Genomic DNA, 13,135 nt, shown 5'->3' with positions numbered 1-13,135 from the left:
CCAATGGCTGAGAACGCCGTCATCCTGAACAATGTCACAGCCCATTACGGCACGACGCAGGTTCTGCACGGGCTGAACCTTTCCGTTGGCGAGGGCGAACTGGTCTCGCTTCTGGGGTCCAGCGGCTGCGGCAAGACAACTACGCTGCGCCTTCTGGCTGGCTTCCTGCAACCAACGGGCGGCAGCATCTCGGTTGCCGGCCGCGATGTCACCGGCCTGCCGCCGCACAAGCGCGATGCCGGCATCGTGTTCCAGAACTATGCCCTGTTCCCACATCTGACCGTTGCCGAGAACGTCGGTTTCGGACTGAAGCAGCGCAAGGTCTCCTCCGCTGAACAGAGAAAACGCGTTGCCGGGATGCTGGAGCGCGTCGGGCTCTCAGGCTTCGCCGACCGCCTGCCGGCCGCCCTTTCCGGCGGCCAGCGCCAGCGCGTTGCCGTGGCCCGGGCGCTTGCTATCGATCCACCGCTCCTGATGTTCGACGAGCCGCTTTCCAACCTCGACGCCAAGCTGCGCGTCGACATGCGGGTGGAAATCCGCGAACTGCAGAAGGCCAATAACCGCACGGCCATCTATGTGACCCACGATCAGGAAGAGGCGTTTTCCATTTCCGATCGCGTGGCGATCATGAATGCCGGCAACATCGTGCAGCTTGATACGCCGGAAGTGCTCTATACACGGCCCGTCAACGCCTTCGTCGCCCGCTTTGTCGGCTTTGACAACCTGATCGCGATGCGGGCAACCGCCCGGGATGGCACGAGGGTCACGGCCGAATTTGCCGGTGGCGGCAAGATCGATCTCGACGAGGGTCTGACCGGCCCCTTGCCCAATGAATTCGTGATCGGCGCCCGACCGGAGGGTCTCGTCCTTTGCGCTGCCGGAAGCGCCGACACGATTTCAGGCAAGGCGCATATGCGCTCCTATCTGGGCCGGGCCTACCAGTACAAGATCGAAACGGCCGCCGGCGTTTTGTCCGCCAATGGTCCGCTGTCGAACCCGATCGAGGCGGATGAAAATGTCGGCCTTTCCTTTGATTTCACCCATTGCTGCATTCTTCGGAATGAAGGGGAAACGCCATGAGCCGCTTGATCGTCGCCGCTGCCGCACAGATGGGTCCGATCGCGCGCTCGGACACGCGCAAGACCGTCGTCGAGCGCCTCGTCGGTCTTCTCGGCGAAGCCGCATCCAGAGGAGCGGAGCTCGTCGTCTTTCCCGAACTGACGCTGACGACCTTCTTTCCACGCTGGCACATGACCGACCCGGCGGAAATCGACGCCTTTTACGAAACGGAGATGCCGGGCGGCGAGACGCGCCCGCTGTTCGAGGCGGCCAAGAGGCTGAAGATCGGCTTCTATCTCGGCTATGCCGAGCTTGTCGTCGAAAACGGCGTACAGCGGCGCTTCAACACCTCGATCCTGATCGACCGGGATGGCGAGTTCGTCGGCAAATACCGCAAAATCCACCTTCCGGGCTGGGATACGCCGCAGCCGGACATGGCGTCCCAACATCTGGAGAAATACTATTTCGAACCCGGCAATCTCGGCTTCAACGTGTTCAAGACCATGGGAACGCGCATCGGCATGGCGATCTGCAATGATCGCCGCTGGCCGGAGACCTATCGCGTGATGGCATTGAAGGGATCGGAGATGATCCTCGTCGGCTACAACACGCCGGACGACCATACGGGCAATTTCGATTTCGACAGCCTGACACAGTTTCACAACCAGCTTTCGATCCAGGCCGGCGCCTACCAGAACTCCAACTGGGTGGTCGCGACCGCCAAGGCCGGCCGGGAAGAAGGCTCCAACCTGATAGGACAGTCGATGATCGTCGCGCCGTCAGGGCAGATCGTCGCCATGGCGACCTCCACGGACGATGAAGTGGTTGCGGCAAGATGCGATCTCGACATGGCCGCGCTTTACCGCAAGACCATTTTCGATTTTGCGCGCCACCGCGAGCCCGACCAGTACCGGCTGATCGTTGAAACCAAGGGTCCGGTAACAGACTGAGCGCATGACAGATCTATCGATTGGGGGAGAGAAAAATTGATTGAGCCAGACGTATTGGGAGAGAGTGAACAGAGCGCGACGAGTTCTGTGGCCCGCATCCTGTCGGAACTGCGCCGAGAAAACGGCTGGACGCTCGCCGAGGTCTCGAAGCGAACCGGCGTCTCGATCTCGGCACTCTCCAAGATCGAGAACGGCCAGAGCCAGCCGGCCTATTCCGTTCTGACCCGGCTCTCCAGTGGTCTCGGCCTCGACTTTGCCGATCTCCTGGAAGGAAAGGCCGGTCGGCCGAGCTTTGCGCGCGCAGCCCGCGCCATCACCCGGAAGGGCGAGGGAAAGCGGCTCAAGAACGACATGGGCATCTACCGGCTCCTCTCCACAGAACTTGCGGCGAAGGCCCTGACGCCGATGGTGATCGACATTCCTCCGCGCGCCGAAAATTCAGAGCCTGCCCGCAGCGCCCACAGCGGCGAGGAATTCGTTTTCGTCCTGTCCGGCGACGTGATTTTCGAGATGGAACCCTATACGCCGGTTGTCCTGGCGGAGGGCGATACCGTCTATTTCGACGCGGCCTCCAGCCACGGCTTCTATTCCGCCGGGCCCGGCGGCGCCCGCATTCTGTCCATCTGCTATTCCGGCTCCAATGAAGCGCCGGACTACCTGACGGTTTGATCATGATCGATGCAAGATCCGAAGTCCGGCTCCGCCAGCGGCTGACCCTTGTCGCACTTGGAAAGGCGCCGGCCGAGCGCATTCTCAGGGTGGGAAAGCTGCTCGACACGGCAACCCGTACCTGGAGCGACAATCAGGAAATCGTCATGTCCGAGGGCAGGATCGCCTATGTCGGAGCCGCCGGATCGTGGCCGGGAACATGCGACAATATCGATGAACGGCCCGATCTGATGGCGATCCCCGGACTTGGCGAAGTGCATAAGCATATCGAGAGTTCGCATCTGACGCCGGAATGGGAAGCGGCTCTGGTAATACCGCGCGGCAACACCTGGACCTGCGAGGCAAGCCACGAATTCTCCAATGTGCGCGGCTCGAAAACATTGGATTTCTGGATGACGGCGCGCAAACACGGCTCGCCGCTGAAGATCTTCCCGCTGCCGGGTTCCGCCGTGCCGCCGACGGCCTATGAACATGGCGGCGGCTGGCTCGGTCATGACGAACAGCGCGATTTTCTCGCAGGCAGCCTGATGGTTGCAGGCCTCGACGAGGTGATGGACTGGCCGGCCGTCTGGAACCCGGAAAACGCCTCTCACGAGCGGCTCTGGGGCATGATCGAGGCAACCTTTGCCGCGCGCGGCGTCGTCGAGGGCCATGCCGCAGGCCTGAAGGATCTGCCGACGATCAATGCCTTTGCCGCAGCCGGTCTTGCCTCCGATCACGAGGCATGGACGGCGGAAGAGTTCTGGGACAAGCTCACCCATGGCCTTTTTGCCGAGCTCAGGCCCCATTCCATGCCGGACGTCATCAAGGGCCTTCTCGAACGCGGCCTTGAGGACTGGTCGCAGATCGCCTTCGCCACCGACGACCGTTCGGCCTCCGAGACCCTTGCGAAGGGGGCGACGGACTACAATGTCCGCCTTGCGATCCAGTCGGGGCTCAAGGCCGAGATCGCGATCCAGTGCGTCACCATCAATCCCGCCCGGCATATGCGGCTGACACCCTGGGTCGGCGCGATCGCGCCGGGCCGCTTCGCCGATATCGTTCTTCTGTCCGACCTGGAGAGTCTCAAGATCGCCGAGGTCTGGGCCGACGGAGAGCAGGTTTCAAAGGGCGAGGAATACATCCTCCCCGTCCCTGAGATCGACTGGCCGGACTGGGCCCGCAACACGGTTCAGACCGGCGGCATTTTCAGCGCTGACGATTTTGCGATCCGCGCCGAACCAGGCCGTGACACGATGACGGCGGCGGTGCTGCGACCGTTCCACTGGGAAGACGATTTCCTGACCTATGAACTTCCGGTGGCAAACGGCCTCGTCCAGCGCGATGCGGCGCGGAACATCACAAAATTCGCCATTGTCGACCGGTTTTCCGGCAAAAAATCCGTCTCGAAAATGTTCTGGGCCGGCACCGGGCCAAAGACTTCCGATTGCGCGCTGGCAAGCTCACTCGCCCATGACAAGCACAATATCTGGTGCGTCGGATCATCGGACAAGGCCATGGCCATAGCCGTCAATGCGCTCGGCGAGATCGGCGGCGGCTGGGCGATGGTGCGTGGCAATGAGGTCGTTGCCACCGTGCGCTACGAGATTGCCGGACTGATGTCGCAGCGCTCCGCCGAAGACCTCGATGCAGACATGCAGATGCTCTATGCCGAGGGCGAAAAGATCGAATGGATGTACGAGCCATCGTCATCGCCGCGCTGGTGGGCCGGCTTTCCCGAACGCCTTGCCTTCGCGACGCTGACCTGCGCGCCCTGGCGATGGGTTCTGGTCGCGCCGTCGGACTATGCGCCGGAGGGTCTCGTTAATGTCGCAACCGGTGAAACCCACAAAGTGGTCTGGTAAGGTGATGACCGACACAAACCGGACGCCTGCGCGGCCCGCATTCGAGGGCGCGGATCAGCTTGAAACCCCTTGCGTGGTCGTCGACGCGGCCCGCCTTCAGACCAATATCGAGGAAATGCAGGCGGTTGCTTCGGCGGGCAAGGTCGCGCTGCATCCTCATATCAAGACGCACAAATCGCTCGCCATTGCCGACAGGCAGCGCCGGGCCGGAGCGAGGGGCATCACCGCCTCGCATCCGGGCGAAGCGGCCGTCTTCGTCCGCGCAGGATTTTCACCGGTCACGCTCGCCTATCCGCTGGTCCGGCCGGAGCCGGTGACGGCACTGCTGGCGCTTGGCCGGGAACATGATGTGAAGCTCCGCTTCATTGTCGACAGTCTGGCAGGCGTTGAGGCCCTGGAAGCGGGGGCGAAGAAGACAGGCGAAACGCCCGATGTGTTCATCAAGGTCGATGTCGGCCTTCACCGCTGCGGCGTCGATCCGGCGACAGACGAGGGCATCGCCCTCGCTGGCCGGCTGATGTCCTCGTCGCTCTGCTTTGCTGGCCTTCTCTCCCATGCGGGCCAGGCCTATGGCGCCGGAACGCCGGACGGCGTGCGCAAGGTGGCAGCCGGGGAGCGTCATCTTCTTTTGAACCTCAGGCAACGGCTCGAAGCACGCGGGTATCCGGTACCGCTGATTTCCGTCGGCAGCACGCCCTCCCTGATTGCCAATGACGGTTTTGACGGGATCGACGAGGTAAGGCCCGGAAATTACGCCTTCTACGACATGACCGCCGTGCGTCTCGGCATTGTCGGGCGCGAGCGCATCTCGCTTGCCGTAGCCGCGACGATCATCTCGAGGAACCGTGATTTCTATATCATCGACGCCGGCTCGAAAACGCTGAGTTCAGACCTCGGACCGCACAGCACGGGTCCCGTCTCCGGCTTCGGCGAGGCCTGGAACAAGCGACTGGAGCAGCCGCTTGCGATCGCGAAACTCTCCGAAGAGCATGGCATGGTGGCGCGACAGGGCAGCGACCTTGAGATCGGCGAACGCCTGCTGATCTATCCGAACCACGCCTGCGTCGTCGTCAACCTCGCCGCCAGCCTGACCCTCATCGATGCGGGCAAGACCTCCCGCCTTTCCATAGACGCTACCCGCAGGCCGCCCGTTTCCGCCTGAACGCGGCGGCACGCCGCCCGGAAAACAACACACGAGCGGGCGTCGCTATCGTGAAACGACAATGCGGAAACCGTTTCCGCGCCACGAGCCCGCCGGCTCGAGCGAGCCTCGGTAGACGCCGTTCGCCTTCCAGTCGGGGCTCGAAAAGCAGCCCCCGCGCAAGACCCTGCGGATGTTGGCCGGCGCATCCAGCGCCTCTCGGCCGTCATCGGCCCAGGGAAAGGCATAGTCCGGCCGGCTCATATCCGGTCCCCAGAGCGTCGTGCACCATTCCCAGGCCTGACCGGCCATGTCCTCGCATCCGAAATCGGACCGGCCTTCCGGGAATAGCCCGACAGCGCAGATGTCATTGAAGCCGGTTTCCTCGCCATTGGCATGTTCCGGCGCCCAGTCATTGCCCCATGGATAGAGCTTGCCGTGCGGCCCGCGCGCCGCAGCCTCCCATTCACGCTCATCGGGCAGGCGCACGACCTCGTCGGAGGCAATCCGGTCCTGCCTGCGCCAAAGCGCGGTCAACCAGGTGCAATAGGCGCGCGCGTCATGCCAGGAAAGGTCGGTTGCCGGATGCGAGGCGCGTTCGGCAAGGCGGCCGGTGGCGCTCGTCCAGACCCGTCCGGTTTCCTCGACGAACAGCCGGTAGGCCGCGTTTACGACCGGATAGCGGCCTATCTTCACCGACCCGACCGCCGCCCGATGGGGCGGCTCTGAGTTCGGATGGATCGTGCCGCCCATGTCATACTCGCCCGCGGGAATGGCGACGAGTTCCTCCAGATCGCGCGGATCGCCGAGACGCGCGAGCGTTTCGCCCGCCCGCCGGCGAAGTCCCGCCGGAGCGCCGCCTGCATTCACAGCCGCAACCAGCCTTGCGGTGACATGATCGGCCTCGGCCGAATTCGGGGCGCACAAGGCGCCGGCGCAAAGCAGAACGTCAACGCCGCTGTCAACGCCCGCCAGCCCCTTTGCCAGGGCGGCCGCCCGCGACGTACCGGGCTCTGCCCAATTACAGTAGAGGCGAAGCGGGCCGGACCATTGGCGAGGGTCCGAAACCACCGCTGCAACCAGCGTTTCGGTCGACATTTCCGCCAAGTCGGCGGCGAGCCGATAGTCATCGGCCCAGGCGGCGGAAGCCGGGGCGATGCGTCCGGCCTGCTCTTCGGAAACGCATCGATCCGTCTCAAGCGACAGACGCCAGAGGCCGGGCAGCACGTAGTCCCGGCCCGCGCAAGGATCGTCCAGGCCGTAAGGTTCGAGCATAGCCGCCCGCTCGGCGCGCGAAAGGCCGAGGAGGCGGTATTCCGGAAGGCTCGCCGGGCGGCGCATTCCCTCAAGCGCGATGGTTTCGCACAGAACGAGAAGCCGGAAAGTCTGCGCTGAGGCTGCCGCATCCAGAAGCCGGGTCAACAGGGCCTCGGGATCGGCGCGCGTCTCAAGCGCATCGACAATGAAAAGCAAAGGCGCGCGCTCTTCTTCCAGCGCGCGTGCCAGCATGCCATCGGCATCATCCCCTTCGCCGCAGAAAACGACGGACGGAAGCGTTTCGGGAATGTCCTGCGCAAGGCGGTCGCCCTCGGCATTTCGGAAGGCCGCGCGAGCGAGATCCGGGCATCGGGCGCGGTCGCCGCCGCAAGCGGCGAGAAGTTCCGCAAAACCGGTCTTACCGCCGCCATGCGGCGCATGCAGCAGGAGATTGGGAAACATGAAGACCATCTCCGCTGCTGTGAAATGGACGGGCCGGGCGCGACCGGCATCCTCGACGCTGAAGGCACGAAGACCCTTGGCCTCCCGATCCTCATGCGTGAAGCTCGCAAGAAGCGGCAAAAACGCCTCCTGCCCATAGCTCCGCCGTCCGCCGGCACCATTTCTCTCCTGTGATCCCATCATTTGAACAGCTTGGCCACGTCAGGATTGTGAAAACGCTGGATTTCGATGGCATAGCCCGCGGGATCTTCAAAAAAGAAGTGCTCGCAGTAGTTCCCGCGCAATATCTCCGAAAGGCCGATCACGTCCGTCTCCTTGAGCTTTTCGTGCCAGGCCGCCACTTCTTCGGTGACGATCGTCAGCAATGCCGCGCTTTTGGGCTGGTGCCTGATATGCCCCTTATTGCCGTCGACGATGCCGAAATAGGCATTTCCCGAAATCCGGTATATCCGCGCCATGCCCTGATCCAGGACGAGCTCGAAATCGAGCACGTTCTCGTAAAACGGCGCGACTGCATGGATGTCTTCGTAATAGAAAAAGGTGATCGCGCATTCTTTCGGCAGATCGGTCATCTTCTCGTTCCTTCTTGTTCTTCAGGCGACGCGCAAAATGCCCTTGGGGTCGAGGCTGAAGCCTTCGAGGCCAGGCTTGCGCGCCATGCAATCGATCGGGTGATACAGATAGAGCCAGTGCGGGTTTGCGCCGAGATGGGCGAGGATCCCGCCGTAAAGACCGGTTCGGGTCTGCGGGTCGACGCTGCGCCGCGCCTCCTCGAACAGCGCATCGACAAGCGGATCCTCAACGCCTTGCCACCAGACGGCGCGCGAGCGGCTGGAAATCTTGTCATCGAGAACACGGAACGTGCTGTGCGGTGAGGAATCGAAAATCGCCAGGTCGCCGGTCCTCTTCTCGCCAAGCTCGCGCGCATAGCCGGGCCGGTCTTCGGCGATGTCGATGGAAACCGAAAACCCGACGGCCTGGAGACAGTCCCTGATGAAGGCGGCGGTTTCCGGCGCCCGTTCCGGCATGTAAAGCGGCGTGCGCAGAACGATCTCGCGTTTTTCACTGCTTTCGCCAACCAGCCGCGCCGCGCCTTCCGGATCAAAGGGGATGGCCGCGAGTTCCGGCGACATGCCATTGTGGAACGGGCTGACAATGGTTCTGGCTGGCACGCCCAATCCGCCCATGACCTCATCGATCAGGCGCGCGCGGTCTATCGCTAGGTTGGCCGCAAGCCGCAGCGCGGGATCAGAGAACGCCCCTTCGCTTCCGTTCATATAGGCAATAACCGACATCGTCGTCGCCTGCTCGTGCCATGCATACCCTTCAAGCGACCTGGCCGGCGTCTCCAGCCTTTCGAGATGCGTGGCAAGCTGGACGTCACCCGCGCGCAGGGCTGAAAGCCGTTCGCCTGCCCCGGCGATTGCCAGAAACCGCAGGCTGCGGCCAGCGGCATCGCCGAGCGTGACGGATCTGCCCCTGTCAAAGTCCTTCACCTGCCACGGACCGGTTCCAAGCGTCGGTTGCCCGGCGCCGTCAAGTTTCGGAAGGTAGAACTCCGAAAGGATGTCGGGCAGGTCTGGAAACGGCTTCGGCGTCATGATCTCGAGCGTCGCACCGCTTGCCTCGAAGGACGCGCCCTCAAGATATCGGGCATAGGACCAGGGCATTCCGAACATGTCGCGCGCGTCGCAGATCGCCTCGATGAAGCACTTCGCATCCTCAGCGGCAACGGCCGATCCGTCATGATAGGCGGCGCCTTCGCGAAGGGTCAGCGTCCACCGGCAGCCATCCTCCGACAGCGACCAGCGATCGAAAAGGCCGGGGCGCGGCGCGCCGTTTTCCCAGCGCAGCATCGGCTCCATGACAAGGTTTTTCAGCGTCAGAATGCTGGCGTCGTCCGTCACCCGGTCGGCGGGCAGGAAATCGACTTTCTCAAGCGCGATCGTGATCATGCGGCGCTCCTGCGGCGGGGATTGAACCAGTCCGCAAGCGAATCTCCGATCAGGTTGAAGGACAGGACCGTGATCAGGATCGCAAAGCCGGGACCAAGCGCGGTCCAGGGGCTGGAACGCACGAAGCTCAGATTGGCGGAGACATCAGCACCCCATTCCGGCATGGGCGGCTGGGCGCCGAGCCCGAGAAAGCCGAGTGCCGAGGTCTGCAGGATCGCGCTGCCGAAGGCGAGAGAGGCCTGGACCAGAAGCGGGCCTATGGAATTAACCAGGATGTAGCGGTTCAGGATACGCGCGCGCGGCAGGCCGAGGGCGTTGGCGGCCTCGACGTAGAGCCGCGACGAAACGCCAAGCGCCTGAGCGCGCGCAACGCGCGCGAACTGGGGCGCGAGCGTGATCGCGACAGCCAGCATGGCATTTTCCAGGCTGGGACCGAAAGCGGCCGCTAGCGCGATCGCCAGCACGAGCGCGGGAAAGGAAAGGATCGCATCGACGACGCGCATGATGATGGTATCGATCACGCCGCCGGCAAAGCCCGCAATCAGGCCGAAGAACACGCCGACGACAAAGGCGATGGCGACGACGAATACGCCGATCGCCAGCGTGTAGCGCCCGCCATTGAGAACGCGCGAGAGCATGTCGCGGCCGAAATTATCCGTGCCGAGCAGGTGGGAGAAGGATGGCGGCTGCAGTTTGTCGGCCATGTCGATCGCCAACGGCGACGGCAGAAAGAACGGACCGAACAGCACCGCAAGCATGAGCAGGCCGAGAATCACGGTACCGACAAGGGCCAGCGTATTGTTTTTCAGGAAGGTGATCAGGTCGTGCATCAATCTCTCCTCAGCTCATCTTCCGCCGCACGCGAGGATCAAGCATGGCGTAGAGGATATCGACCAGAAGCGAGGTCAGCATGAACATCAGGGCGAAGACCAGGGTCGCACCCTGAATGACGGGATAGTCGCGATTGCGGATCGCCTCATACATGAAGCGACCGATGCCCGGCCAGGAGAAGATCGTCTCCGTCAGAATGGCGCCGCCCAGCATTTCCGCGAATTTCAGGCCAACGACCGTGATCGCCGGCAGCAGCGAATTGCGCAGGGCGTGGGTATAGACGACCTCGCGCTGGCTCAGCCCCTTGGCGCGGGCCGTGCGGACGAAATCCTCGTCCATCACCTCCAGCATGGTCGATCGCACGAACCGTCCGAGTGTTGCCGCCAGGAAGATCGCGAGCACCGTCGTCGGCAGGATCATATGGGCTACAGCGCTTGCCACCGCGCCGGGTTCTCCCGAAAGCGCCGCATCGATGATCGAGAAGCCGGTGACGCGGTCAACGAAAATATAGGACGACATGCGGCCGGAAACCGGCAGCCAGCCAAGCCATGTGGCAAAGATGAGCTGAAGCAGAAGGGCCAGCAGAAAGGCGGGCATCGACACGCCGGTCAGCGAGATGACGCGTACGGCGTGATCGAAACCTGAATTGGCGCGCGTGGCGGAAACGACCCCGATCGGGATGCCGACGATCACCGCGATGATGACGGCCGTGACGGAGATCTCAAGCGTTGCCGGAAGACGCAGCATGATCTCGTCGAGAACCGGCCTTCCGCTCTTCAACGAATTGCCCATATCGCCGTGTAGCAGGCCGACAAGATAGTTCCAGAACTGCAGGAGCGCGGGCTGGTCAAGGTCGAGCTGGGCCCGCAAGGCGGCAATCTGGCTGTCGGTAGCGCCAGGCCCGAGCAAGGTAACGGCCGGATCGCCCGGGATCATGCGAACCAGGGAGAACACGATCACCAGAACCAGAAGCAGGACGGGGATCAAAGACAATAATCGCCGCACGAGAAATGCAAACATTAAGACACCTTGCTCGCAAGCCGGTCCGGCCTGACAGACCGGACCGGCGGGAACCTCGCTCGTCTGGCGTGAGGAGGAAGTTCCGTTTTTCTTGAAACGGGCCGGCGCCGGCCCACCTGATCTTGGTGGGAGTGGGCCGGCGCCTGATCGGGGCGTGGTCCGGGGACAGACCTAGTTCTTGGAAACGCCCCAATATTCGTTGAGCGGCGGAGCCGAGTTGATGACCAGTCCGTCGACATTCGAGCGGGCGAAGACGATCAGCTTCGGGCTGAACAGGTAGGCGCCCGGCACGTGATCGACGAGCTGTACCTGGATCTCGGCATAGAGCGCCTTCCTGGCCTCCATGTCGGGCTCCTGCTGGGCCTTGAGGATCAGCGCGTCCAGCTCGGCGTTTTCCGGCATGCGGAAGGTCATGGCCGAGTTCTTCAGGCTGGACAGGTAGCCGAGGGTGATGTGCGCATCCGGGTCGTTGTACCAGGGCTGGCGACCATCAAGCGCAATGTCCCATTCCCCTGCGACATGAAGCGCGCGGTAGGACGGGAACTCGGTCTGGGCGATCTCGGTAGTGATGCCGACATCGGCGAGATTGGCCTGGACGAAGGTCGCGACATCGCCCCAGAGCGAACCCTGGAAGGAATAGAGCGTGAGATCAAGATCGCCCGGGCCGTAGCCGGCTTCGGCAAGCAGTTCCCTGGAAAGCTCGGGATCGTATTTGGGCGACATGTCCGTGACCTTGGGATCATAGGCCCAGCTGTTCGACGTCAGCGGTCCGTAAACCCGGTCGGCCGTGCCGTCAAAGACGCCGGCAAGAAGGCCGTCATAATCGATGGCGTGCACGATCGCTTCACGCACCTTCTTGTCGGCAACCGGCGAGCCCGTGGCCGAGTTGTTGAACTCGAGCTGGCGGATGATCTGCGAGGGTTTTTCGATGATCGTGATTTCGGGATCGTCCGCGAAAGCCTTCATTTCCTCCGAAGGAACGGCCGAAAGCTGGCTCTGCTGCTGGATGATGTCGACACCGCCATTCTCAAGTTCGAGACGACGGGTCGAGGCCTCCGGAATGATGCGGTAGATGATCCGCTTCAGCGCGGGCGCGCCGCGATAATAGTCCGGGTTCGCATCCAGCACCACGCGCGTATCGGGCTCGTAGGCACGGAAGGAGAACGGCCCGGTTCCGACCGGATGATTGGCGAAATCATCGCCGTATTTCTCGACAGCGGCCGGAGAGACAATCGCTGCCTGCGGCTGCGCCAGGATGGACATGAAGGCCGGATAGGCTTCGCTCAGATGAATGACGACCTCGTCATCGCTCGGCGTTTCGATGCTGTCGATCATGCCGAGCGAGGCTTCGACATAAGGGTTCATCTCCTTGGTGCGCTCGAGCGAGAACTTCACGGCCTCGGCATTGAACGGCGTGCCGTCCTGGAAGGAAACGCCGTCGCGCAAATCAAAGGTGAAGGTCTGGCCATCCTCGGAAATCGACCAGTCCTCGGCCAGGCGGCCCTCGAGTTCGGAGAAATCCGGCGCCTGCCAGGCGACCAGCGTATCGAAGACGTTGAGAATGATTTCGCTGCCGACCGGCTCGGCCTTGTTGGCGCCAGGCTCCAGGCCGGCGGGATCGGACGGAACGGCGACAACGAGCGTTTCGCTCTCCTGGGCCGTGGCGGTCGTGGCGAAACTGGCGACAATACCGGCCGAAGCGAGGGCGACAAACCCTGCGGCCAATGCTGCGCCCGACTTCGCGCCGAAAGTTCTGCGGGTCAGGCTCATGCTGATCTCCTCTTATGTTTTTCTCTCCGGTCACCCGGAACAGGCATATTTGAATACTCGTGATATATCTTTTGCAATATCTAACACGAGATTTTTATCTGATTCGACGGTATTTTTTCGCGGATCAAAGTAGATTGAACAGCGTTTATGCATTTGCACCGAGAAATGCCCACTCCG

The 13,135-nt window shown here is 62.6% G+C and carries 11 protein-coding genes; 5 read left to right on the top strand and 6 right to left on the bottom strand.

Going from position 1 to position 13,135, the window contains the following annotated elements; translation table 11 throughout:
• The first annotated feature begins 3 nt into the window (after positions 1–3).
• Genes GGR30_RS12530 through GGR30_RS12510 form a run of 5 tightly spaced genes read left to right on the top strand, consistent with a single transcriptional unit; the run spans position 4 to position 5,684 of the window.
• Positions 4–1,080 carry an ABC transporter ATP-binding protein gene (locus GGR30_RS12530; RefSeq protein ID WP_183486771.1) on the top strand — a complete coding sequence of 359 codons (1,077 nt, stop codon included), beginning with the start codon at positions 4–6 and terminating at the stop codon, positions 1,078–1,080.
• Complete coding sequence (locus tag GGR30_RS12525; RefSeq protein WP_183486769.1) at positions 1,077–2,009, top strand: N-carbamoyl-D-amino-acid hydrolase; 933 nt, start codon at positions 1,077–1,079, stop codon at positions 2,007–2,009. The genes GGR30_RS12530 and GGR30_RS12525 overlap by 4 nt, the downstream gene beginning before the upstream one ends.
• Before the next feature lie 36 nt (positions 2,010–2,045).
• A complete protein-coding gene (locus GGR30_RS12520) occupies positions 2,046–2,678 on the top strand; it encodes a helix-turn-helix domain-containing protein (RefSeq protein WP_246413818.1) in 633 nt (210 codons plus the stop codon).
• Between the two features lie 2 nt (positions 2,679–2,680).
• Complete coding sequence (locus GGR30_RS12515; protein WP_183486767.1) at positions 2,681–4,522, top strand: adenine deaminase; 1,842 nt, start codon at positions 2,681–2,683, stop codon at positions 4,520–4,522.
• A 4-nt stretch (positions 4,523–4,526) separates the two neighbouring features.
• A complete protein-coding gene (locus GGR30_RS12510; protein ID WP_183486765.1) occupies positions 4,527–5,684 on the top strand; it encodes an alanine racemase in 1,158 nt (385 codons plus the stop codon).
• 45 nt (positions 5,685–5,729) lie between these two features.
• Here GGR30_RS12510 and GGR30_RS12505 read toward each other — a convergent pair whose 3' ends face one another.
• The 6 genes from GGR30_RS12505 to GGR30_RS12480 all read right to left on the bottom strand — a co-directional run bounded on the left by GGR30_RS12505 (position 5,730) and on the right by GGR30_RS12480 (position 12,958).
• Entirely contained in the window at positions 5,730–7,502 is a 1,773-nt protein-coding gene (locus GGR30_RS12505; RefSeq protein WP_183486763.1) for a formylglycine-generating enzyme family protein, read from the bottom strand.
• 59 nt (positions 7,503–7,561) lie between these two features.
• Positions 7,562–7,954 carry a VOC family protein gene (locus GGR30_RS12500; protein ID WP_183486755.1) on the bottom strand — a complete coding sequence of 131 codons (393 nt, stop codon included), beginning with the start codon at positions 7,952–7,954 and terminating at the stop codon, positions 7,562–7,564.
• 21 nt (positions 7,955–7,975) lie between these two features.
• Entirely contained in the window at positions 7,976–9,337 is a 1,362-nt protein-coding gene (locus GGR30_RS12495; RefSeq protein ID WP_183486753.1) for an ABC transporter substrate-binding protein, read from the bottom strand.
• Positions 9,334–10,167, bottom strand: coding sequence for an ABC transporter permease (locus GGR30_RS12490; RefSeq protein WP_183486751.1), 834 nt, complete (start codon positions 10,165–10,167; stop codon positions 9,334–9,336). The genes GGR30_RS12495 and GGR30_RS12490 overlap by 4 nt, the downstream gene beginning before the upstream one ends.
• Before the next feature lie 10 nt (positions 10,168–10,177).
• Entirely contained in the window at positions 10,178–11,188 is a 1,011-nt protein-coding gene (locus GGR30_RS12485) for an ABC transporter permease (RefSeq protein WP_183486749.1), read from the bottom strand.
• A gap of 171 nt (positions 11,189–11,359) precedes the next feature.
• Complete coding sequence (locus GGR30_RS12480; RefSeq protein WP_183486747.1) at positions 11,360–12,958, bottom strand: ABC transporter substrate-binding protein; 1,599 nt, start codon at positions 12,956–12,958, stop codon at positions 11,360–11,362.
• Between the last annotated feature and the right edge of the window lie 177 nt (positions 12,959–13,135).

Origin of the sequence: Martelella radicis (genome assembly GCF_014196625.1) — a bacterium.
GTDB classification, from domain to species: domain Bacteria; phylum Pseudomonadota; class Alphaproteobacteria; order Rhizobiales; family Rhizobiaceae; genus Martelella; species Martelella radicis.
The sequence above is the reverse complement of the archived record's forward strand: the minus strand, read 5'-3'. Positions and strand labels throughout refer to the sequence as shown.